Annotated in this window: 23 protein-coding genes; 21 read left to right on the forward strand and 2 right to left on the reverse strand. The window is 70.3% G+C overall.

Annotated elements, in window-relative coordinates:
* Nucleotides 1-131 precede the first annotated feature (131 nt).
* Nucleotides 132-554 (forward strand): hypothetical protein, encoded by a 423-nt coding sequence (locus ACWCQM_RS18030; RefSeq protein WP_351867162.1) that lies wholly within the window; start codon nt 132-134, stop codon nt 552-554.
* A gap of 188 nt (nt 555-742) precedes the next feature.
* Here ACWCQM_RS18030 and ACWCQM_RS18035 read toward each other — a convergent pair whose 3' ends face one another.
* Both ACWCQM_RS18035 and ACWCQM_RS18040 read right to left on the reverse strand, forming a co-directional pair.
* Nucleotides 743-1,594: a hypothetical protein gene (locus ACWCQM_RS18035; RefSeq protein WP_450916215.1), complete on the reverse strand. Its 852-nt coding sequence runs from the start codon at nt 1,592-1,594 to the stop codon at nt 743-745.
* 53 nt (nt 1,595-1,647) lie between these two features.
* The gene (locus tag ACWCQM_RS18040; RefSeq protein WP_450916216.1) at nt 1,648-2,412 is read right to left on the reverse strand and encodes a hypothetical protein; all 765 of its coding nucleotides are present in this window, start codon (nt 2,410-2,412) and stop codon (nt 1,648-1,650) included.
* 527 nt (nt 2,413-2,939) lie between these two features.
* Between ACWCQM_RS18040 and ACWCQM_RS18045 the strand changes: the two genes are divergently transcribed.
* From ACWCQM_RS18045 to ACWCQM_RS18140, 20 genes are all read left to right on the forward strand, one after another.
* A complete protein-coding gene (locus ACWCQM_RS18045) occupies nt 2,940-3,227 on the forward strand; it encodes a hypothetical protein (RefSeq protein ID WP_386109158.1) in 288 nt (95 codons plus the stop codon).
* A gap of 20 nt (nt 3,228-3,247) precedes the next feature.
* Nucleotides 3,248-3,604: a hypothetical protein gene (locus tag ACWCQM_RS18050; RefSeq protein ID WP_386109160.1), complete on the forward strand. Its 357-nt coding sequence runs from the start codon at nt 3,248-3,250 to the stop codon at nt 3,602-3,604.
* Between the two features lie 195 nt (nt 3,605-3,799).
* On the forward strand, nt 3,800-4,435 hold the full coding sequence (locus tag ACWCQM_RS18055) for a hypothetical protein (RefSeq protein ID WP_450916217.1): 636 nt from the start codon (nt 3,800-3,802) through the stop codon (nt 4,433-4,435).
* A 199-nt stretch (nt 4,436-4,634) separates the two neighbouring features.
* Entirely contained in the window at nt 4,635-4,934 is a 300-nt protein-coding gene (locus tag ACWCQM_RS18060) for a hypothetical protein (RefSeq protein ID WP_388981386.1), read from the forward strand.
* Nucleotides 4,935-5,223: 289 nt separating this feature from the next.
* Entirely contained in the window at nt 5,224-5,457 is a 234-nt protein-coding gene (locus ACWCQM_RS18065; protein ID WP_386109164.1) for a hypothetical protein, read from the forward strand.
* A 252-nt stretch (nt 5,458-5,709) separates the two neighbouring features.
* Entirely contained in the window at nt 5,710-6,060 is a 351-nt protein-coding gene (locus tag ACWCQM_RS18070) for a DNA ligase-like domain-containing protein (RefSeq protein WP_386112081.1), read from the forward strand.
* 155 nt (nt 6,061-6,215) lie between these two features.
* Nucleotides 6,216-6,692: a hypothetical protein gene (locus ACWCQM_RS18075; RefSeq protein WP_450916218.1), complete on the forward strand. Its 477-nt coding sequence runs from the start codon at nt 6,216-6,218 to the stop codon at nt 6,690-6,692.
* Between the two features lie 160 nt (nt 6,693-6,852).
* Nucleotides 6,853-7,272 carry a hypothetical protein gene (locus tag ACWCQM_RS18080; protein ID WP_386112083.1) on the forward strand — a complete coding sequence of 140 codons (420 nt, stop codon included), beginning with the start codon at nt 6,853-6,855 and terminating at the stop codon, nt 7,270-7,272.
* Between the two features lie 1,058 nt (nt 7,273-8,330).
* Nucleotides 8,331-10,079: a hypothetical protein gene (locus ACWCQM_RS18085; RefSeq protein ID WP_450916219.1), complete on the forward strand. Its 1,749-nt coding sequence runs from the start codon at nt 8,331-8,333 to the stop codon at nt 10,077-10,079.
* A 399-nt stretch (nt 10,080-10,478) separates the two neighbouring features.
* Nucleotides 10,479-15,974 carry a hypothetical protein gene (locus ACWCQM_RS18090; protein WP_450916220.1) on the forward strand — a complete coding sequence of 1,832 codons (5,496 nt, stop codon included), beginning with the start codon at nt 10,479-10,481 and terminating at the stop codon, nt 15,972-15,974.
* A 192-nt stretch (nt 15,975-16,166) separates the two neighbouring features.
* A complete protein-coding gene (locus ACWCQM_RS18095; RefSeq protein ID WP_450916221.1) occupies nt 16,167-16,886 on the forward strand; it encodes a TniQ family protein in 720 nt (239 codons plus the stop codon).
* 532 nt (nt 16,887-17,418) lie between these two features.
* Nucleotides 17,419-18,240 (forward strand): hypothetical protein, encoded by an 822-nt coding sequence (locus ACWCQM_RS18100; RefSeq protein WP_450916222.1) that lies wholly within the window; start codon nt 17,419-17,421, stop codon nt 18,238-18,240.
* Nucleotides 18,237-18,518 carry a hypothetical protein gene (locus tag ACWCQM_RS18105; RefSeq protein WP_450916223.1) on the forward strand — a complete coding sequence of 94 codons (282 nt, stop codon included), beginning with the start codon at nt 18,237-18,239 and terminating at the stop codon, nt 18,516-18,518. The genes ACWCQM_RS18100 and ACWCQM_RS18105 overlap by 4 nt, the downstream gene beginning before the upstream one ends.
* Before the next feature lie 31 nt (nt 18,519-18,549).
* A complete protein-coding gene (locus ACWCQM_RS18110; protein WP_450916224.1) occupies nt 18,550-18,684 on the forward strand; it encodes a hypothetical protein in 135 nt (44 codons plus the stop codon).
* Nucleotides 18,685-18,828: 144 nt separating this feature from the next.
* Nucleotides 18,829-19,221, forward strand: coding sequence for a hypothetical protein (locus ACWCQM_RS18115; protein WP_450916225.1), 393 nt, complete (start codon nt 18,829-18,831; stop codon nt 19,219-19,221).
* A 369-nt stretch (nt 19,222-19,590) separates the two neighbouring features.
* A complete protein-coding gene (locus tag ACWCQM_RS18120; RefSeq protein ID WP_450916226.1) occupies nt 19,591-20,616 on the forward strand; it encodes a hypothetical protein in 1,026 nt (341 codons plus the stop codon).
* Nucleotides 20,613-21,083, forward strand: coding sequence for a hypothetical protein (locus ACWCQM_RS18125; protein WP_450916227.1), 471 nt, complete (start codon nt 20,613-20,615; stop codon nt 21,081-21,083). The genes ACWCQM_RS18120 and ACWCQM_RS18125 overlap by 4 nt, the downstream gene beginning before the upstream one ends.
* Nucleotides 21,084-21,218: 135 nt before the next feature.
* The gene (locus tag ACWCQM_RS18130) at nt 21,219-21,536 is read left to right on the forward strand and encodes a hypothetical protein (protein ID WP_376620758.1); all 318 of its coding nucleotides are present in this window, start codon (nt 21,219-21,221) and stop codon (nt 21,534-21,536) included.
* Between the two features lie 724 nt (nt 21,537-22,260).
* Nucleotides 22,261-22,659, forward strand: coding sequence for a hypothetical protein (locus ACWCQM_RS18135; protein WP_450916228.1), 399 nt, complete (start codon nt 22,261-22,263; stop codon nt 22,657-22,659).
* Nucleotides 22,660-22,745: 86 nt separating this feature from the next.
* Nucleotides 22,746-22,976: a hypothetical protein gene (locus tag ACWCQM_RS18140; protein WP_450916229.1), complete on the forward strand. Its 231-nt coding sequence runs from the start codon at nt 22,746-22,748 to the stop codon at nt 22,974-22,976.
* Nucleotides 22,977-23,270 lie beyond the last annotated feature (294 nt).

A 23,270-nucleotide genomic window follows, 5' to 3' on the forward strand; every position in this document is an offset into this window, starting at 1 on the left:
GCCGGCACCTCGGGACGCGCCCTGCAGCGAACCGCCGGCGCCTGAATTCGCGGACCGATGGCTATCCGCTCGGCCTGCGCAAGCATCCGGGCCGACACCCCAACCGCGATCCCGCCCCTTCGGAGAAGTCGATGACGCACCGCCACCCCACCGATGGAACCTGCGCCGCCTGTGACGCCACCGGGCTGCCGTACGTAACGGCCAGCCAGCTCAAGCCTGGACTGCTCATCCAGACGGTATTCCGGCCGTGGCTCGGCCAGGAGTACGAAGTCGGTGAAGTGGCGACGGTGGAGGTGGAGCCGCTCGATGTCATGCGCGACGGAAAGCCGGTCGACGCGGTCACCTGGACGTTCGCCTGGCACCTGACCTGCCGCGACGGGGAGGTGATAGCCCAGTTCGCGGACAGGACGAACACCTCGTACATGATCTGCGGCTACAGCGAGTACGCCCTGTTCGAGCCTGGCGCGGTCCAGCGGCCCGACCGCACGGTCCGGCACGACGCCGAACGTCCAGCCGCCCCTGTCTACCCGGGGCCGCCTCCCGCCTCCGCGTAAGGCCGCTATGGATGCCACCGCGCCCGCGCCCGGCGCGGCCGGTAGTACGCCAGCGCCTCAGCCAGGGAGCCGTTCACGAACCCCCTCGGCCTCCTCGACGGCGGGGATGCTTCAGGCCACAGCCGGGGGGCTGGCCGCGGCATCGGGTGAGGGCCCCCGCCGCTGAGCGCATCCAGGCCGCTGCGTTGTCAGTCCAGCAGGTTGAACTCGAGGTCGACGATGACCCGCGCGATGCGCTCCGGGTGCTCGTCGAGGAAGCTCCGCAGGTCATCCCAGAACGGCCATCCGTCGAACGAGTCGTGGGCGTAGAGCTTCAGAGCGCCGCGGGGTTCGTCCTCGTCGGGTTCGCGTTCCAGGTAGGCGTACCCGAGGCGGTCCAGTTCCTCCATCGTGCTGCTGATCTCGCTCTGTGACCGGCGGGTGCGCCGGGACACCTCGGCGATGCCGAGTACGGCGTCGGCCTGGACGAGGAAGGAGAGGAGGCTGCGGGCCGGCGGGGTCAGCTCGGCGAGCTTGTCCGCGATGGTGTTGACCATCGCGACGTCGTCGTGCTTCTCGTCGGGCGTGAGCTTGTCGACCCCGATGGCGGCGTGAAGTGCGTCGAGGGTGGTGGCGTAGCGGACGGTCGCGGCCTTCGTGTGATCGGTGAACTGGGCCTCGATGTACGCCGCCGCCGCGCGGAACCGGTCCTCGTGCTTCCTCTTCATCCTGCGCAGCATGGGCGCGGGGTACTTGCTGCGGCTGTTCACGTGGTCGATCCGGGTGTGGTGCTTGGGGCACAGGAGCATCAGGTTGTCGGCGGCCCGGAGGGCCTGCCGGTCCAGTGCGGGATCGTGCCGGGGGCTGCTCGGCTCAACGCCATGGATGTGGGCCACTTCGCCGATGAATGCGCCGTCTTCGCAGATGAGCCGCTCGGTGCAGGGGTCGAAGGCGCATTCGTTGCCGCTGAGGATCCAGAGTTCACGGGCGACCTGGCCCAGCGGCTCCATGCGGTTCGTCGGCTTCTTGGGTGAGGGGGGCACGGCGGGAGTCTTGCGCACCGCGGCGTTCCTGCGCTCGTCCTGGTCGCGGTGAGGGCGCCCGGGTGGCTGGTTCAGGTCCGTTCTTCGGCTGCCAGTTCGTCGGCGAGGAGGCCGAGCTGCCACGTCTGCTCCTGCAGAGTGTGGATGATCTTGCCGAGCCGGCGTTCCCGCTTGACGCCGGCGGCGCTCTGGTGGGGGTTGGTGTCCGCCTCGGCGAGGAAGCCGGACAGGCGCTGGAGGGCCTCGGTGCCGAGCTTGACGTGGCTGAGCGGTGCGAGGTCCTTCTCGGCGACGGGGCCGGTGCGGGTGGGGTAGCCGTCGGGGCGTCGTTCGATCACCCGGGTCTCGTCGAGGCGCAGCAGGGCGGCGAGGGCGCGGGCGATGTGGGTGCTCTGCGGCGGGACGGCGGCCGCGCCTGCGTCGGCGTGGGTGGGAGGGGTGTCGCCGGGGTAGCCGAGGACGCCGGGGCCGAGAAGGTCCAGGACCTGTTCGGTGCACCGGCGGGCCCGGGCGCGGTCCTGTTCGTCGAGTGTGAGCTGGTCGAAGACGTCCTCTCCGTTGATGGCGAGCATGGACCAGGCGGGGAAGTGGCGTACGACGGTCGTGTGCGGGCCGAATTCGGCGTGGGCTGCGCGGCACAGGCTCTCGGCGTTGTTGATGAGTCCGGCGCCGAGCATCAGGTCGGTGGCGATGACGAGGGGGCCGGGGCGGTCGCGGGTGGGCCAGACGCGCAGGCGTACGTGGGAGCGGCCGCCGGTGCTGAGGGGGAAGGGCCAGGCGTGGTCGTCGCGTACCGGGGTGGTGCGTGCGGGGGTGGGCAGGTCGGTGTCGGTCATCGGGTTCCTCTCGGCGCGTGGGCCGTCGACGCTAGGCGCGGCCGCGGACAGGCTCCGCTGCAGGGGGCGCGCCCGGGCGGCGGGAAGGGGCGGTGTCCGCTCCCCCGCGTACGGTGCGCTCGTGCCTCACCGAACCGCCTCCACCGTGTCCACGACCAGCCAACAAACCCATAACGGCAAGAAGCGCTCCGCCCCTCTCTTTAGCCCGCTCGCCCCGCCCGCACCGTGCCCACCCGGCCGTGACGACTCGTCACGGGTCGTCACGTGTCGTTCCGTATCGTCACGTCCGGGCCCCCAAGAGGGCCGGGAGCCGGACAGCCACCCATAGAGGAGGACACCCAGCTTCTTGCCGTTATGGATTCGTCGGCTGGTCGCAGGCACGGGCGCTGTCCTCTCTCTCGTAAGCAGTGCCCGCACCGTACGGACCAGACCGGACAGTACGACTGTCGTCGAAATCCGAACCCTGCCTGTCCGATGCGGCAGGCAGGATGACCTACGTCCGCTTCACCAAGGGGAGGAACACAGGCATGGCCGTCGACTTCGACTCGTTGCAGGAAGCCGCTCAGGGACTGGGCGAGGACATCACCACCCACGACAAGGCCGGGCTGAACGACCTCAGCACCGCGCACCTGCGTGAACAGGCCGACGCCCGCGACGAGCTGTACGACTTCGTCGACGGCCTGTGGGACAAGACCACGGCCCGCGTTCCCGACGCCGGGGCCCGCGACGAGTACGCCGGGCTGGCCGGCCTGCGCGACCTGGCCGCGGTGCTCCGCGACAACGCGCACGAGGTCCTCGACGCCCGCGAAGACTGAGCCCTGGGAGGAGTTGCCCGATGCCATACGAACAGGACCGAAGGCCCGACTTCGGCCAGGAGGACGTCCTCGTCGCCTACCACTGGATCCCCCAGCGCGAGGCCGCCGAGCAGGACGTTCCCAGCCACCGGGTGTGGAACGCTGCCCACGAACTGGAGGGCCGTGCCTGGCGCGAGCGTCAGCATCGCGTGAACTGGGGTGAGGACAGCCTCGTCGACACCGTCTTCTACGACTTCCCCGATCCCCAGACCCTGCCGGAGCAGGAACGACAGACCGCCGACGCCCTGCTCCGCACACAGCACCGGTGGCCCTGGCTCCGCACTCGCAAGCGCCTCATGCGCACCTGGGTGACGACCTATCCCGAAGCGAGAAGCTGACGCGGAAGTCTGGACGGTCCAGCCCAACGTCCCCGGCGCCATCCCGCGCCGGGGACGTTTCGCGCTGACAAAACCCTGCGCCGGACTGACATCTACTCTGCGCACGACAACAGTGACGCGCACCCCCTCGCAGAACCGGCCCGCCCCCACGGCAGAGCCCGCCGTCCAACGCCACCGTCCGGAGACACAACGGCCATGACCACGCGCCCGCCCCACGCAACGGAAAAGCAGCTCCTGGCCGCCCTCGGCACCCTCCGCATCGAGGTCCCAGAAGACCTAGGCCACAGCACCCACGATCCCGAGCTCAGGACCGCCTCCCTATGGGCCCTGCTCTGGCGTGCTGCCGGTGCCGGCTACGAAGACGCCGCCACCGACCCGAACCATGCCCGCCGCTACTTCACCGGCCCCTGGGAATGGCCCCTGCACGAGGACCAAGCCCGCCGAGCCCGGTTCGAACTCGACTTCGTCCGAGACCGGCTGCAGAGCATCAGCATGACGGTCCCGCCCTGGTCCGTCGGCCTCCCCGACGACGAAGCCCCCGACGACCCGGACGCCGCACTCGACGCATGGGCATACACAGCATCCTGCGCCGTCGACCTCGCCCTGACCCTCCTCGGCCCCCTGTGGCGCATGACGTCCGACCACACGCCCCACGTCATCACCCAGGCCGACACCGAGATACGGCGACTTTGCGGCCTACTCGAAGAACTCGGCGACGTCACCGGACATCCGCGCTGCGACACCTGCGGCAGCCTCCAACGCACCCCCGCCTCCGGCGCAGAATGCCCGACCTGCCCCGCCCCCAACCAGGGCCGCCGTCCGGCGGTCTAGACACGAGATCGTGAGGCGTGTCCGTTGGTCCGAGCGCGAGTACGCCTCCACCTCGGCCAACCGCTCGATCTTCGACGCAGCACTGGACTGACAACTGACAATCCGGCATCGACAGACCCGAAATCGCTGCCCCTCTCCCTTTGCCGCACCGCTCGTTATGTTCGCGTCCCCACCCCACCCCGGAAGTAAGGCAAGGCCGATGCTGAAGTCGCTCACGCTGGAACTGTGCACCGAGGACCCCGATTGCGGCCCGCCACTCCCCACGCTCGACAAAGCCCTGGACGTCGTCCTCGCCGCCGCCGACCACACCCCTTCGATCACGCATGCCGACATCACCGCTCGGGTCCACTGGAGTGTCGAGAGCGAGGACCCCAGCTGTACACGGGCATTCGTCACCTTCATCGGAACCGAGAGCGATCTGCAGGCCGTCGCCCTTGGCTACTGCGCCGGTGACCCCACCGAAGCGCAGAGGGTCCTCACCGGACTGACAACACCGTGACCTGACACTCCCCCACCCCGGCGGCGAGTTCACAGAAGATCAACCCGAGAGCAAACGGTTCTTCCGCTCGATGAGCAAGTCCACGGGCGCCGCCTCACGCCTCGGGCCGCACGGTGCCAGCACGGCTGGCCGTGCGCGGCGCCGACCTCGGCGACCCCCAATCCGAACAAGCACCTTTGCTGTAACCAACCCTGTCCGGTCTGGGCAGAAGACTGCCGCTTGTCTAGTCACACAGACCGTCCCGGGGCTCCGCTCCGGGGCGCTTCGCACATCGCTGACCAGGAGCGAAATGCCAGTCACGCGCGAATCACAACACGACCACCTGACCCTCGTGAGCTTCACCGGCAACGCGGGGGAGGGCACTGCCGCCCTGTTCAAAGCCGCAGGCGAATGGCTGGCCGCATCCCGTGCCTGTCTGATCTCGGTGAACTTCGTGGGGTCCCACCTCTGCCCCGCCATCGAATGCGCACCGGCCAAGGGCGAACCCGGCATACGCCTGGACCTGACCATCGACGTCAGCTGACCTGCGCCGGGCCCCGGCGCGCGTGAGGGCGGGGAGCGTGACGGCCCCCGCCCTCACGCGCGCCGTACGAGCCACTGACATTTCCCATGGCAGAACGACTGACGTTCTCGTGGCAGCCGACAACGACGAGGCAGCCGCGCAGCCGCCGGCACCGGGATTCGCGAGACGTCGCCACCACCGGCGGCGCCCCGTTCACTGAAGGCCGTCCCGGCAGGGCCCCGGCACCTGCCCTACGCCAAGGAGCCCGACCCGATGCCCAGCAACGGCACTCCCCTGAACCCCCTCGCGCTCATCGCCGCGCTCGAAGCCGAATGCGTGGCCATCGACGGCGAAGGCCGCTACCTCCCCTTCGAGGACCTCATCAGCTACGTCCGCACCCACCTGAGCGACGAGGAACTGGCCCAGCTCGCCAAGAAGCCCACCGACCCCCACCTCAAGGAGGGCGACGTCATCCTCCACAACGGCCACCCCGCCACCGTCCGCAGCATCAACTTCCACGCCCCTCACAAGCACCCCCGCTCCGGTCTCCCCCGCCACCGGCCCACCACCGAGATCACCACCAGCCGGGGCAGCCTCTACTTCACCCTCGTCCCCGACGCCTGAACCCACCCACGACAAGCGCCGCCCGCCCGCGCACCGAGAGCAGCGGCCCCCGGGCGGGCACGGTGCCCAGCGGACACCACGCCCGCCGCACGCAAGAGCGGCCACCCCCGCGTCCCTCACCTACGATCCCGACAGCAACAGAGGACAGCCGCCCCATGAGCGCACAGGAAAGCCGAACCAGGTTCGTCTGGTCCGACAGCCCCTCGATGGCATGGGGCCTGGTCCTCCTGGCCGAATCCTCCGACAGCGACATCACCCGGACGTTCGGCCCCCACGCCCACCCCAGCCGCGAAGACGCCGAAGCGGCCGGGCCCGGCCCCTGGCCCGGGCCCACGCTGTACCGGATCACGCGCACCAGTGCGCCGGCGGACGCTGACACCCCCGCACCCGGCGGTCCCGACTACGCCTTCGTCTCCAGCACCCCCTCCTGGAGGAGCAGGTGGAGCAGCATCGACTTCGACGCGCACCGCAACGGGGGCCACAACCGGCTGTCGGCGTTCCCCGATGCGGCCGAGGCCATCCAGCGCGCCCGGTGGGCGACGGAAGAGGACCGCAGCAGGTACGAGGGCATCGTTTTCCAGGCGTACCTGCTGACGTGGTCGGTGCAGGCCGTCGAGCAGTCACAGCCGTAAGCGGGCTCTGACTCGACAAGCCGCAGGAGCGAGGCGCCCTCATCCGGCCCATCCAGGCTGCCCGATCGCCCTTCGTCACGATCACCATCCCGCTGCGCATCCAGGCCGGGAGCCCTGGACCAGCGGCTCTGAGCACGACCTCACAGAAGAGAGACACCCGATGCCCCAGCCGACAACGAACGATCTGATCGTCGCCTCCGTTCTGGAGGAGACGCGAGTGGCCCGCAAGGCCCACCACCAGGCCATCACCCTCCTGGTCAACACCGCTGAAGCCGAAGGCCCCGTTCCCGGCATGCAGCTGGAGACCTTCGTACGGGCGCAGGCCCTGCACCAGTTGTGGGCCCGCGCCCACTCCTGGACGGGCGCGTCGGCGCTGTCCGAAGCGGACCAGCGCCTGAATGTGCCGCGCTCCCCCGAGCCCGCCCTGCGGCAGCTGCTCAACACCAAGGCACCGTTCGTCCTCGGCCAGGACGCGTCAGAGATGGCCCGGCTCGTCCATGAGCACCGCATGGCCATGTACCACCGCTGGCACCGCGACCTGGCGGCGATCCTCGAACGCCACACCGGCAACGGCTGGTGACCGGCCTTCCGCCGGCCCCTCCCCATCTTTCGCCTCCGGAGCGCCCGTGGAACACCGCCACACCGTCACTCCCACCGAACCGGCCGCACCGCCACGGCCGGGAACCGCCGCGCCCGCGGCCGCGAGCACCGGGGGCCCTGCGGCCGTCGTGGTCCGCACCCCCGCCGGTGCCCTGCACCTCCTGGCCCCCGGCGCCACGCCTCCCCCACTGCCGGTGTTCACCGTCCCCCTGTTGTGCTGCACCGACCCGGAACAGGCCCCCGCAGTCCGCGCGTACGACGGCCCCTGGAATGGACCGAAGACATGCCGGGCGTGCTTGCGAGTGTGGCGGGGCGACCCTGCCCCGCAGCAGGCTGTCCTCGAGGAGCTGCCCGGCGCCGAGCCGATCGAGCCCGTCGAACGGCGGATTCCTGCGCTGCCACGCGAACACCGGGGTCGGCCACTCGTTTGGTGCGACTGGCAACCACAGCTCGTCCTGTCGCACTACTCGACGGCGTGCGAGAACTGTGAGGATCCGGGGCCCGGGCTGATGGCATCCGGGCGCGGCAGTGAACCCCCGGGCCGCTACGTGGCGTTCCGGTGTCCGGCCTGCCAGCACATGACGGTGTACGAGCACCGCGGGTCCTGGGACCTGGACCTGATCTACGAGAACCGCGCGCCAGGTCGCCGCCGCTGACGTTGCCGCACCCCGACCGGCGAGCGCCCGCCGCCGGACCGACAGGTCGGCAGGCTGGGGCCTCGGCCCAGTCGGTACGCGGGATTCGCAAGATCGCGACGGTGACGGTGCTCTGCCTCTTCAGTGGCCGAGCCGCGCAGCCGCCGGCAGTCCTCTCCCAGGAAGGCGCCCCATGAACGCCGACTCGCGTACCGCAGCCCCCCACTCGCATTCCTCTCCGACCGCCAGCTCTGGCGGACACGACGATGCCCGCGGCCTCGCCGGAGAGGGAACTGCAGCCGGGTCGTGCCCGGCGTGCCAGCGCAGGGAGGTCCGCTCTGGGCGCTGCGGCGGATGTGCCGCTGCCCTCGGGGCCGACGCGGCGGCCGCCGCGCTGGACGGCATGCCCAAGAACGCGGGCTCCTTGGTGCGTGAAGCCGAACAGCTGGACTGGGACGTACGCGTGGAGCGCCGCTGGACCGGCCGCCTGTGGGTGCGCGCCGCGGTGCTTTCCGGGCTCGTGATGGTGCGCGCCGGGGTGGAGGAAACCGAGCACGTGTGCGCATGGAACGAGGCGACGGGCAAGTTCGTGGCGTCCGCTTCGACCGGCGGGTTCAAGGCCGTGCGCGAGGCCGTCAAGGCTGTACGCGTCGTCTCGCGTGAGCAGGAGGCCACGGGCCGGACGGTGTGGGGGCGCGACGCCGCGGAGTGGGTCCGGCAGATGGACGACGCCGTGGCGAAGGTGAGTGCTGCCCTGAGTGACGCTCGGGACGCGTTCAACGCCCTCGACGGCTCCACGCCCTCGGGCGCGCGGGCGGTGGAGCTGGGCTCCGCCGCCTACGCGGAGGCCAAGACGGCGGAGCGGTCGGCCACCGATGCTGTGAAGGCGGCGCGGGCGTGGCTGGCCGAGACGAACGGCGAGGACGCGCGGGGGTGTGCGTCGTGGCGGCGTTCGATCGTGCTGGCCGGGCAGCACGTCAAGGACGCCGGGGAGGCGATCGCGGACGCTGCGGCGCGCGCGGAGCGGGAGGCGCTCGCCGCTCCGATCATTGAGGAGGCACAGGAGCGGCTGATCGCCCAGGAAGCCCAGTGGCGGAAGCATCTGGCCGACGCAGGCCGCGAGCCGTCGGCGCGCGGGTACGCCGGGCTGATCGTGATGTTCGAGGACTCCTCGCGCGCCTGGTGTGCGTGGTTCGACGGCTACACCGACTACGACGGTGTCACGCACGCCGGGCACGGCGATCCCTCGCTGTCGTTCGTGGCGCAGTACGACGCCTGGGCCAAGTCCAAGCGTTCCAGCCGGTCGGTGTATTACCCGTCGCGGTACACCTCCGCCGCGCTGATCGCCGGTGACCGGGTCGACGCCGCTGCCGTGGCGTTCACGCTGGCCGTGGCTGACCGTATTGAGGGACGCGGCGCTGAGAACCTGCGAAAGGCGGCGGCCGCCGTCCGCAAGAACCCCCGGGGGTTCGGTACTGGAAACGACCGCAAGCACTTGGCTGGCTGGGCCAAGTACCCGCACAACAGCTTCGGGGAGCCGACCCGGCTTGCCGAGCACGCCGTCGCCGAGTGGGCGGCGCTCGAGACCGCCCAGGCCGCGTACAACGGCGTTCGGGACTTCGAGAAGGCCCTGCACTGGGACGCGCACTACGCCAGCGAGCGGGCGGAGGCGCGTGCGGAAGCCGACCGTGCCGGCCTGGCCGGACGTGACCAGGCCCGGGCCGAGCGCGCGGCGTCCGGCCGAACGGCGGCCGCGTGGGAGGCGGCGGTGGGGCGGCTGACGAAGGCCCGCATGCGTGTGCACGCGGCGGGGGTGCTCGCCGCCGGTGACGTGGAGCGGGCGCGGGCGTGCGGAGACCGAGTCCAGGAAGGCGATGCGCTCGCTGAAGGCGTGTGGTCGGCCGTCCGGTCCTGCGAACAGGCGTACGACGACGTGAGCTGTGCGAAGCGGGACGCCGGCCACTACGAGGAGTCGGCCGAGACCTACCGCGCAGCGGGCGCCCTGTCTGACTTCGTGGCCGAGTGCGCGCGCATGGAGGAAGCCGCCGCTCGTGCCGAGTCCGGGCGTGAAGAGACGCTGGCTTTGTACGGGTGTGCCTTCGCGGATGCCGCGCAGGCGGAGGAGGACCGGCGCGAGGACGTGCTCCGGTAGGGGCCACGACGGGTGCGCCGTGCTGCCCCGGGTGAGCGCGCCGGTCTCGGACTCCTCGTTGCAGGCCGTCGCACGTCCGGCGGGGGCAAGGACCCCCGCCGGACGTGCGAACGCCTCAGGGCGCGGTGCAGGCCCTCCCCTCGCGATGTAGCAGCCCCACTGTTCATCCGGACCGCGGTCATGCGCGGTCACCAACCGGCCCGGGTCGCTCCCCTCGACCCGGGCCGGCCGCTGTCCGTCGTCGAGGACGCCCTCATTACCTGCCAGCACGCGGTCGAGAACCTGCTGGTGCGCGCGCCGATGCCGGAATTCGCGAGAAGGCGACGTCGCTGGCGCACGCCGCTTCAGTGGCCCCGGCCGCGTATCCGCGTGGCCTCTCCCGGCCCACGAAGGAATCCCGTGAACACCGTCCCCAGCTCCGTCGACAGCCAGCACAAGTCCGTGGTCAACGGCGATGCCGGACTGCCCGAGGCTGCAGCCGGGAACATTGCCGCCGGTCAGCTCGCGGCCGCGCTGCAGGAAGGCGAGTCGATCGCGGCTGTGTCGTTCCTGGACGGGCGGCAGCCTTCCCCTGGGTGGGTGCTGACGACCGCAGCCGGACACACGTTCCGGATCCGGCCTGTCACCTACTGCCGTCCGGAGGAGGGCCAGTGGGAGGCAGGACACGACGCTGACGGGTCGTACTGGTGGGCCGCCAACATTGAGGACCGCCCCCTTGCCAAGGTGCTCGCCCGGATCCGCGCCGACTCCACCACCCGCAGCCGGTTCGCCGCCCTGTGGTCCAAGTACGGGCAGCGCACGGCACTGGCTCCGGCGTTCGGGTGCACGCCGGAGCGTATGGAGCTCGAGCCTGGTGTGTTCCTCATCCGCCGCTTCGGCGCCGTGGGCCTGATCGCCGAGGCCCGCTGGGGCTTCGAGCACCTGACGGCCGCCGACGGCAGCCAGGGGTGCACGGGTGAGGACTGGGCGCGCAAGGGGCCTGACCACCGGCGCTACGTGGCTGAGTGGAAGGTGTGGAACTCCGCCCTGGAAAGTGTGGCGAACTCCCGTCTCCGCGTCGTCTCCATCTGTGCCGACGACGACAAGGAAGCCGACGTCGACGCGTACTGTGCGATGTCCGCGCCTTACGTCGGCAAGTGCAGCGCGAAGCGCTCCGGCGCCCGCTACTGGGTGGCGGTCGTCGACGACCAGGACTGCGAGCTCGGCCGGTTCGTCGCCTGCGCCCGCTGCCTCTCCCGCCGGATCCTGGACGACGGCCACCGCGGCGACCAGTCCGCCGGGCGGGATGTGGTCGACCTCGCCCGCGACTTGGCCAAGGGCGATCCCAAGACGTGCGCTCTGCACTGGCAGCAGTGGGGTGATCGTGCGGCGGAGCTGTGCGGGCAGATGCTCACTCAGGCTCTGGAAAACGGCGAGCGGGCGCCGTGGCCGTCCAAGGCGTTGGCCGATGCGCTCATAGCTCAGGGCGCGGCCGACGGTGACGAGCGCGCGAAGCGGGAAGCCCGCGCGGCTGTGCGCGAGCGGGGCGGCAGCAAGAAGGCGCTGGACGAGGCCGCCGCGCTGGCCGCTGAGGCGCGCGCCGACCGAGCCGCCTTGGTCGCCGCAGTCCGGGCGAGCCGGACCGCCTTCTCCACCCGGCTCAACGCCGCGTCCACTACCAAGGATGAGGAGCGCTCCGGCGAGGCCAACTCCGGCCAGACCGCCGAGCAACGCCTCGGAAGCACGTCCCCTCACACAGCGGTGGTTTCCACGACGGAGGCCTCGACGACTGACGCCGCGTACCGTCCGGACGACACCAACGCCCCGGAGCGGGCCAACGACGCCAGCCGAACGGCTGGCACCACGCTCGCCGCACCCGCTGGCTCAGAGATGGAGAACAGCGGCGCGGACCGGTGGCTCGATGAGAGCAACGCCCGAACCGAACTGCCGCGTATGGGCTGGTGCACAGGGCTGGCCGACGTCCTGGCCGCCGTGTACGTGGGAGACCTGCACGCGGACACGTCCGGGATCGTCCGCCGCCGTGAGGGTCAGGGACGCCGGGTACGGGCCGCCCTGGTCGAACTGCTGGCATCCGGCGGCTACATCGCGGTCCCCCGCGCCGGCCGCCGCGGCCCCGTCACGGTCACCCCCGACGGCGTCACCGCACACCGCTGGTGCACCGCCGCCCCCGACCTGCTGCACGCAGACCACCGGGCCGCCTACTGGGCGCGGGTGCGTATCCACCACACCGGCCGGACCAGCAAGCAGTCGGCCAGGGACCAGGCCAGGCGTCTTACTCCCCTGCCGTACGGACAGGAGGAGGAGCGCCGCCGCGCCGCGCAGATGCGGCAGGTCGAGCAGTGGGCCAAGGAGATGGAGGCCACGCGGGAGCGTCTTGCGGCGGAGCAGGCGGAGCGGGATGCGCAGGCCAAGCAGGAGCGGGCGGCCGCATGGGCGCGGAGCGAGCAGGAGGCCGAGGAGCGGCAGGCGGCGAAGGATGACCGCCGCGATGACGGTCTCGTCATGTCGCAGCACGGCCCGCAGGAGATCGTCATGGGCACGGGTAGGCGGCGCGTCACGGTGACGCGGGTCAGCCCGAGTATCTGGGAAGCGGTGGTCCGCGGAGCGGTCTACGTGGTGTCGAAGGAGGGTGGCGAGGACTGGCCCTGGCTGGTCATCGCGCCGGACGGCACGCGCATCGACGTCTGCTCGGTGATCAACGACGCGCCGTACGCGGCCAGCGTCCGGGACATCGTCCGCGCCCACGCCGACGCCACGGAGCGCGGCGAGACGTTTCCCGAACGGACGCCGCCCGGTGCCGCCGTCGCTACGCACAAGGAGACCGGCCAGGGCTGGGCGGCCGCGGGCGACGATCTGCCCAAGGTCGGGGAGGCGTACAGCACCCCCGCCCCCGCGCGGGCGGTCGCTCTCGACCTGATCGGCTCCCAGTGGGTGGCCGAGTGCGACCGGCATGGCCCCGTCTCCATGGGGCTGAACAAGTTCGGTGACGCGGTCGCCGACATCGCCGCTGCCTACGTCTACGACACCGAGCAGGATGCCGCCGACGCCGCCCGCGCCCACCTGGACGCGCACGCCCGGGAAGACGCCGACGTGATGACGCCGGAGGACATCGATGCTGCCCAAGCACTGAACTTCTCCCGCAACCAGTGGCACACGCTGGGGTGGATACGTGACGGCAAGGTGCGCGAGACTGCCGACGGATTCAGCGCCTACGACATCAGCCCCGACCGCGCCGACGTCTCCAAGAAGATCAGGAAGACCCTGGTTCCACGCCTGTGGGCGGCCGGGTTCGTGAAGGTGCTCGCCATCGCCCCCGGGGCCCGCGCGTTCGGTCTCACCGACGAGGGAGACCGCGCGCTTCGTCTGTGGTCGAACGCGATGCGCATCAACGCAGTCACGGAGCCGGAGAAGGACACCCGGCACGCCGCGGTAAAGAGCTCCCGCTACCGGTGGCTGTCCGCCGGAGAAACCTGGCCCGGGGAGCAGGAGAAGGCCCAAGCCTCAGCAGAGGCGGAGCAGGCCGCCAACGAGCGGGCCGCCGCGCTGCGGGCCGCGGAGGAGAAGGTCGCAGCCGAACGGGCCGCCACCCCCACGGTTGACGAGCTGGCCGTGCTGGAAGCGCTGAACGCTGACGGTTTGGACGCGGAGGCGGCCGCGACGCTGTCGGCCGCGTACATCGGCCACGTGGTCACCCGTCACCGTCCCGGGGCCACCTCGGCGCGCCTTGACGCGGGCACAGGCAAGGGCGACCGGCGTGTGACGCGTACCTACAACGTCAACGGCGTCGAGAAGCCGATCACGCCAGCGGCTGGCAATGCGCTGTCTGCGGCCGCCGCGAATCTCACCGATGCCACGGCCGAGACCTGGCACGTGCTGTGCACGACGGTAAATGAGCGGTACGGGGTGTACCAGCTCGACCTGGCCGCCGCCATCCAGGCAGGCACGACGACGCTCGCCCTGCTTGATCAGGCCGACCAAGGGCCGGAGGAACCGGCAGAGCTGTGGGCCTCGCGCGAGTTCGTGCAGACCGCCAAGCCGGGCACGGAGGCCGAGGTGATCGAGTGGGCCGGGGCGGGCCTGCTGTGGCAGAACGGTGACGGCTTCCGCCACGCCGGCCGCAAGGTCAACGTCTCCCGGGTACTGCCGCTGATCGAGGCCGGAACCCTCCACCGCAGCGCTGACGGCCGGGTGTACCCCACCCAGCCCCCGCAGCCCGACGACGGGGCTACCGCCCCGCCTGCTGCCGGGCCCTTCGGCCCTGCAGCAGGCGGGGCCGCACCGGAGGCCAAGGAGCCGGGTGGCCCGGTGCGGGTGCCGGACACCTTCGCCGCCTCGGGCCGGACTCCGCTCACGTACGACGACTTGGACGGCTGGACGTACGCCGACTTCGTCGCCGCGCACCCGTCCGAAGAGGACACCGCCGACCTGGTGAGGCTGGCCGGGCCAGGCCCGGTGCGATGGTTGTTCGCCCCCGCCGAGGGCGACGCGCCCAGAGCTGTGAACCTGTTTGGTGGCTGCGGGGGCTGGTGCGTCGGGATCCGCCGCATCCTCGGGGTCAAGGTCGACATGCTGTGCATAGACGCAAGCCGCGACGCCACGGCCACAGCGACGCGGGCCGGCTGCCACGCCATTTGCGCGGACGTGCGCAGCATCGACCCCGAGCACTTCGTGTTCCGGCACACCCAGATCCTGATCGGGTCCTCGCCGTGTATCGACTTCACCAATGCCGGGAAGCGCGCTGGACGGCTGCCTGAGAACGTGGCCGCTCTGGCCGACGCCATCGAGCAGGCTGGGGCGGCCGTTGGGAACTACATCGTGGACGGCCCGGGTTGCACGTGCGTCACCGATGAGGAATGCGAGTGCGGGCCGGAGGCCTACGACCACTTCGGTCCGCGCTCGGGCGCCACCTGGGACGAGATCCGCTCACTCGTCGAGAACCTGCCCGGCGCCGAGACGGCCGGGCTCATGCTCGAACCGATGATCTGGGCCCTCGCACTCAAGCACGGTGGGGCGCCGCTGCACACGATCCTCTTCGAGCAGTCCAACCAGCTGCCCCAAGAGATCCGTGACGTGATCAAGGAAGAGTTGTACTGCGCCGGGGAGAGTGCACTCGGTGCGGCGGTTTCGGTGACGTGGGAAGAGATCGACGCCGCCGCGTACGGGTCGCCGTCGACGCGCCGCCGGGCCTTCATGATGGCGACGTTCGGCCGGTACAACTCCGGACCGGTAGCACCTGAGATCACAATTACCGCCGACCTGGCGACGGGACTTCCCGCTGGTCTGGAGGTGATCACCCGGGGCGTGCGCAAGACCAGCGGGGGCAACGCGTTCATCATGGGCCGCGTGATCCCGGGTGTCACCTCGCGGATCCGGTCGGTGGATGTCGGGCACAAGGGCGGCCGGTTCACCCTTGAGCAGGTGGCAGCTCTGGTCACCCTCCCCAGGGACTACGCAGCACTTGCCGAGGGTTCACGGACGAGCATCTGTCAGCAGTTCGCGGACATCGTGGCCCCCGTTGTCTCCGCCGCCGTGTTCGGGGAAACCGTCGGTCATCTCTTCGGGATCAAACGGACCCACGGAGGATGGCTGCCGCTACTGCTCTCCTACCTCCGCGAGCAGTACCCAGGGGCCAAGACAATCCCGGAACCGCAGCCAGCTACGCCAGAGGCGATGGCCAAGGACCGGCACAACCGTACGTTCGTCGAGGCCTGCGAGGACGAGCGAACCCGGTGTGGACTGGTTGTACCGCCCTCTCTACAGGTGGAGGTGGAGCCTACTGTGCACGCGGTCAGCCGTCGCTGCGATGGCGGGCAGGCAGACCTCCTGCCGCCCGCCTCGCACTGCGGCCCGGACCTGAGGGCGGGAGCCGTTCGCACCCGCGCGGGCTCGCCTTGAGAGCTGTCCTCACCGCTACGATAGTGGGCGTAGGAAAGGGCAACCGCGCCGCGCCCGGTCCACACCGACCTCGACGCCCACACCGTCGACGGGGACCGCAGACGTCTGAGACTCGCGCGAGCCAACTCGTCATGCCCTCCTCCTGGACGGCCGGCGCGTGTGGGGCAGCAGGCCGGACAAGGACGAGACGTCATGACCAACCCCCGCCGCCGTGAGCAGGACCGTGCCGTACGCGCGTACAAGCGGGCCCACCCCGGCGTCACCCTGGCCCAGGCCCGCGCCGCCGTCGCCGCCCGCTCCGGCCCGCGCCCCGGCCTCCCCTCCCGGATCGCCGGCGCTCCCCGGCCCCGGCCCGGTGAGCGGCTTGAGGGCTACGTGAAGCGCGTCGCCGTTGCCGCCGGAGTTCAGCGGCACCGGGCTATGGAGCTCCTCGGTCTGGAGCCCGGCGCCTCAGCGACCGAGCGTCTGGACCAGCTCGCCGACGGCCTGCCCGACGCCGCGGTGAAGGCGCTCGTCGCGGCCACCGGCATGACCCCGCAGCAGGCCCGCGCCCTGACCGCCCCACGTACTCCCGCCCAGCAGCACGCGGAGCTTGAGGATCTAGTGCGCCGCCACCTGCACACGAAGAACTTCCGGCGTGGCGGCGCGGGCAAGACCGTGGGGGAGCCCGAGCTCGCCGGGCTGTTCGCCGAAGCAGACGAGCGGCTCCCGCTCCCGCCCGGCCTGCTCGCCAGCGATTTGCTCTCCGGCTCCTACCGTCCGATCATCGTCGATCCCGACTGGCCGATCACCGATCTCGACTGGCAGGACGACTTCCCTCGGCCGTCCATCGACCCCGAGGTGTTCAAGGCGGTCGCCCAGGCCCTCGGCATCGAGCAGGGCGACGACCCGGACGCGCCGCCGCGCGCGTAGCAGGGCAACCAGGTGACGTCGGGTCTCAGCAGTTGGGTGGAACGCCGCCGGGCCCCGACATTGCGGGGCCATGACCAGCCTCCTCTGCCTTCTCAGCGGAGATGGCGCTATCGACAAACCGGACCAGCCACCGGGACGCGTCGCCGCTACAGGCCCCGGGCCGCCGGCTTTCCTTCCGCTCCCCCGCTGACGCAGGTCAAGGCGGAGACCTGACCGCCAACCGAACACCGGCCGAGCGACGGCTTCGAGCGGACCGGCCTCGGAGGCATGGTCCTACTCCCCAACTACGAAGCACAGCTGTCCGCTCCCTGCGGCAGACTCACTCGGGCCCGCAACGTCCCCTGACGCAGTCCCGCCGGGGGCGGCTGCACTGAGTACCGCATGTCGCCGACCGCTGACACGTTTCAGTACCTGAGCCGGGCCGTTCTGAAGGCCGTGGTGAAAGCACGCAAACTCGCGGCACGACTGCCCGCGTCCCCAGCTCGCGGTTAGCTGCTTCCCGTTATCCCGCCCGCCTTGAGAGGAACAGCCCGTGTCCGACCAGCCGACCCTGGCCACGCTCACTGAAGAACAGCTGGCCGATCTCATCGCCGAGGCCACGGCGTTCCGCAACCAGCCGTCTCTCCGCCAGTGCCTCTACCCGGGATGTCTCCGGGAGTTCGACATGGCGGCCCGCATGGACGGGCGGGAGCCAGCCCGTCCTTCCTGGTCCGGTGCCGGCTGGCGTCAGGTCACCCGTGGTCCCTCGACCGGCTCCCTCTGCCCCGATCATGTCGGCGTCGTCACCGAGCACCTGCCCCGCACCGTCGACGTGCCCAACGGCCGCTGGATGGTGGCCTGCACATGCGGCTGGATGTCCCGCTCCCAGAGCTACGGTGGTCTTCTGCGGCCGCTGTGGGAGGAACACCTCCTGCTCGCAGCCGGGGAGCTCGCTGCGCCTATAACACTCGCTGAAACACCCGGTCGGCTGTCGCTGGACGAGCACACGGAGGCCAGCCTGGCGGAGCTTTACGAAGACCTGGAGGACACCGAGCACGACCGAGCCGAGACCCGCGAGGCGGCGCAGGCCATGTACAAGGCCTGGGACTGGCACCGGAATACCTTCGGCGGGATCGCACGGGCCGTCAACGCCGTCTGCAACATGATGCGCGCGGACGTCGGCGACACCCGTGACTGGTCCGCCGACCGGCACGACGCCTATCTGTGGGCCGTCCTCATCGGCTGGGACGACGACACGCTCAAGAACGTCGCGGCACGGCACCGGTGGAACGAGCACCGCATCCACTACGTGCGCGAAATGCGCGCCCTCCTCTCCCCCATTACCGACCCCCAGAAGCAGGAAGCCGCCGAATGAGCCCCCTGACTACCGGAGCCGCAGCTCCCACAACCGGACCCGCCCTCTCCACGGCAAAGCGTCAGGGCGGGCGCACGTCCTCTGGGACCGCGGAGGAGGGCAAGCCGCTCGAGGAGATGCCACCCTGGGCCCAGGAGGTCGTGTTCAGGGATGCCCTCGGGCTGTTGAGGGACGAGGACGCAACCTGGGTTCCGTACACCTCGCCGCGCGGGACCGAGTTCGTCATCATCTCGGCCTGCGGCTTCCGCTACACGGTCTCCAAGAACGGAATCGCGTAACCCGCCCGCAGCAGTCTCACGAATGTGGCGCATGGCCTATGGCGGCCATCTGGCGGTCGAGACGTACATCCGCATCACCAGCGCGCCAAGGGAGATCACCGCCGCCTTCGCGGCGCTCTCCCCCCGGGCTCCTGGTGGAACGTCGGGGTGCAGCGTCACCAGCTGACCCCGATCCTGCGCGCGGCAGACCAGCCCGCCGGCGGATTCGCCGATCGTCGCCCTTTCCGCAGCCGCCCTGTTCACTGCGGCCGTCCTGCCGGCGCTGCACCAAGGCTCCGCCGGCGCTCACCACCCGCGGAGCGGAGACACGATGAATGAAGTGCCCCACCAGAGCGTGCCCACCGAAGGCGAACTGCTGCGCGCAGCTCTGGCTGCCGTCGGCCGCTACGCCTTCCCTGGTACTGAGGGAGGGATGACCTTCCTGATCATGGCCGCACTTCCCGGCGCCCCGGACGACGAGGATGCCGCCTATGACGGCCCGCATGTCCTGATGTACGCCGGCGAGCGTGCCGACCGCCCCGCCTCCGAGCACCGTGAACCCTGGTCCGCGCACCTGCACGACGCCACCGGCGACTACCTCGCCACCCTGGTCGACGGCGCATCGGGCGACCTCGACGCAGTGGCCGACGCCGTCCGGTGCGCCCGCGAGGTAACCGACAAGCTCGCCCGCCGCTACGGCACCGCCCCGACGCCCTCGCTGTAGTCCTCTACAACTCGGCGCTCCAGGTCCTCCAGAGTCCACGTCCGGGGCCCTGGAGCGCCCACCGTCCGCACGCAATCCCAAATTCACCGCGGCGGCTGTCGACTGGCCACGTCTCCTTGTCGAGGCGACAAGGTGTCACACGGCCCTGCCCCCACTCAGGGACGGCTGTCCGTTCCCTGCAGCAGGCTCACGGCGGCCACCCAACGTCCCTGACACAGTGCCGCGCCGACAGGGCCGCACCCGCTGCTGCTGCCCCGCCGCCGACCGCACCCGGCCGACCAGATTCGCGGCCAGGCGACGCTGCGGCTGCGGTCGGCTTCAGTGACCACGGCCGCAGCAACCGTCGGCCTCTCTTCAAGGAAGGCGTACATGAGCACCGCCCCGTACACCGATGACGACCTCCGCGCCGAGGCTGCCCGCCAGCGCGGCACTCTCACCCAGGATCCCGACTTCATGGGTGTCGGCGAGCAGATGGAGGGCAACCTCCGCTGGGCGGAGCTCAACCAGGAGCAGTTCCGCCAGGCGCAGCAGAAGATCTACGACCTGATCAACAACGCTCCCGACCTCTCCCAGTGGTCCGTCGTTCTCGGCGCCGACGGCCTGGAACCGCTCTCCAAGACGCTGAACGGCCCCGGCGTCCGCATCCTCATTGCCGTCCGCCCCGACGTGCCCCAGGAACTGCGCGGCACCTTGGTAGAGAGCATCGGTGCCGAGGTCGCGCGGCTCGACGCGTCTCAGTCATCCGCGCACACCGTGAAGGAGCTAGAGGACGAGCTAGCGGCGGCTCGCGCTCGGCTGGTCGTCGCTGAGCAGCGTAAGAGCCGCCGCCAGGCGGAAGTCGAGCTGCTGGAGGAGCGGATTGTTCACCGGCAGCTAGCCGACGCACTGGCTGAAGACGGCTTTGCCGGCGTCCTTCGCTGGTGGATACGCGGTCACGACCACCCTTCCAAGCGGTACGCCCGGGAAGTCATGACCGCATGGCTCCAGAGCCTTTCTTCTCAGCTGTGGTGCCCCGACCACCCTCCGACCACCAACCCTCGCCGTCCCGTCCGCACCTGCAACATCGCGTGGAACGTCTCGCTGACCACGCAGGAAGGGGCCGCGGCCCTGGCCAGGTCCTTCAACTCCATAGGCAGTGCCGTACGGCCAGCGTCCCGCACGGACCGCATGCTCCCCGACATGAACATCCAGGTCATACCGCCCTGCACCGAGCTGCGCTTCGGGGCTCGCCGCGAGCCCTGCTTGATCCTCCGGCCCACCCGTGAGGGGTGGGAGCTGGTCACAGCAGTTGGCGCTCCGATCACTGTCGGCTCCAGCGGCGAAGACTGCCGCGCCCTGCTGGTACAGGCGCAAACCATCGCCCTCAGCAGCCTCGACGGCAGCCAAGGCCGATGAAGCAGCAGTCCGCGCATGAGAAGGAAGGCTTCCCCGTGGACCACACCGACGGCTCCCCTACCGGCCGAAGGCCGTTCCTTGAACTGCTCACCGCCACCCCATACGTCGACTGGCTCGTCCGCGTACTACTGGAGGCCGCCGACGAGGAACGCTCCGCACTGCAAGCGGCCCGCCTTCCGACTGCCGTGACCCTCCCGGTCACCGTCGTACGCCACCAGTGCCCGCACTGCCGCCGTACCTGGGCCAAGAAGCCCGCCGCCGCCGCGCACGTCGCCCGTTGCTGGAGCAATCCCGAGGTGCGGTCCTGCAAGACGTGCGAGCACCACGAGCCGGGTGAGGCTGCGGGCGGCTGCTGGGGTGATCCGTACTGCAACTGTCCCGAAGTCCCCGAGGGCTGTGCCGTCGGAGCCGCCACGCCGATGATCACCGACTGTCCGCTGTGGCGGCTGGCTGACGACGCCGAGTGATCCCGCAGAGGCGGGGCCGGTGGACCTAGTACGGCTGCATGAACCCAGGATTCGCCAGCGCGTGACGTACCCAGGCCGCACCAGGTCTCCTCGGACCTCTCAGCCCGCCATGAGTCAAGGAGACACCCACACCCTATGAAGCGCATCGCGTCTGTCGCCCGCAGCGAGGAGGCGATCCTCGACCGGATTCGGGCTCTCGCCATCGAACGAGCGTCCCAAGGACGCCCGCTCCAGTATGAGGAGCTGCCGGCCTTGTACGACGGCACGCTCACGCCCAGCACGACCGACCTCGCCTGTATCGCCGAGGAGGCCGGGGTCACGATGGAATTCCTTCTCGGCATCCACGGCCCGGCTCGGCTTGCGCGGACGGTGAGGATGCGGGTGGGACGCCTGTACTGGGGGTGGTGGCGCGGCATTGGCCGTCACCGCTGCGGGCCGGGGTGCGGCTCGTGAGCCGCACGGAGCAGGAGTTCGCCGTTCCCCAGAGGCCGCCTGTGATGACCGAACGTCCGCAGGAACGCAAAGACCCTGAGACGGACGGCGTGACCGCGGCGCTTGATCCCCTCGGTTTGGCCGAGCACCTGGACAGGCTGGGGCAGACGTCTGCCGCTGATCTAGTCCGGGCGATGACGGAGGAGCTAGCTCTGGTCCGGCGTGAGCGCGACACCTTGGCCGAGCATGCCCGCCGGATCGCAGGCCTACCGGGCCATGAGCTCAGCCACAACTGTCGGCTGATGGGGCCCGCGATGGAAGCGCTTGACGTTCTGCGCGTCACTCGCCGCTGCCCAAGCACCAGCAACGGCCGACACTGGCCCCTCCGACATCTGAGTGCCACTCGCTGCGCATGGTGCCACGCTCGCCTGCCCGACCGGACCCGCTGATGACCGCAGCGTCCCATGCCTGCTGCGTACGCCGGCTGCCAGCACCGGCGCGGCAGGGTTTGTCTCTGGTCCGGCCTACTCCAAGCCGGACCCACAGCCCAGGCCGCGGCGCCATGGACCAGCGGCTCATCCGCTCCCTGTCCTGACGGTACGGCGGCTGACACAGGTCTCCGCCGCCGCCATCCGCACGAACTCGCGGATCCTCGCTGCTCACCAGCCTGGAGCGGTTCACTGCGGCCACCGAGGAGGGAAGACTCCAGCGCTTCCCCGGCCCGCACAGCAGGGAGTACGTACCGATGAACCGCCCCAAGCCCGGCAGCACCGTCGACATCAGCCAGCTCGTCGAGAAGCTGGACTCGGCGCGCGGCACCGTCGCCTACGACGCCGATAAGGACTACTTCGAGCGCCACCACTCCGAGCGCAGCGAGATCGACACCGTCTTCGACGACCTGATCGACTGGGTCCGCGCCCACCAGGCGGAGGCCGAGCTGGCCAAGCTCGTCAAGCCCGCCTCCGACCCGGACCTGCAGCCCGGTGACCTGATCGCCGTCCACGGCAAGCCCGTCACCGTGCGAGAGATGCGCGTCCACCGACCGCATAGCCATGGCGACTCCGGTCTTCCGCAGCATCGGGCGGCCATGGAGATCGTCACCGGTGTCGGCAGTGAGTGGTTCTCTCTCACGCCCCAGGCGTGACGACCCGGCTCGTGGTGACAGCCCAAGGCAGGGCCGGTCACCACGAGCCGGTACCGCCCGTCCCAAGGACTCCGAGAGGCAGCGAGATGCAAGACCAGCCGCACACACAGATAGTCGTCAACCACACGACCCGGACCGCGTTCGTCGGAGGCTCCTACACGCGTAAGAGCAGTGCGCTGCGCGGAGCGCAGCGGGTCGTGCGCCGCCAGGGAACCGACATCGTCTCGGTGCTGGTCTGCCCTGTTCATCAGCGAGATGACTACCTGAGCATGGCGGACGTCCACGCAGACGTCATGGTCTTCGTCAACCCGTCGTGATCGGAGCAACCTCGAGCGGGGTACCACCGTGAGGAGGGCGAGTGGTCTGAACAGGAATACGCCCGCAGCCACATGGCTGCGGGCGTATCTCGTCGTGAGCTGCGCCTGGTGATCAGTCGATGTACTTGCTTAGCAGGGCAGCGGTGGCCCCGGCGGCCAGCTTGGTCGTACGGCTGAGCTTCTGCGTCAGTTTCACGGGGCCCTCTCATCGCGAAGTACCTACGGCTGAGCAGGGAGTCCTGTACCGGTCCGAGCTGTCCTGTCGGAGGCTTCGACAGGCCGGCTGGTGTTCCC

This window comes from Streptomyces sp. NPDC002125, from assembly GCF_053593715.1.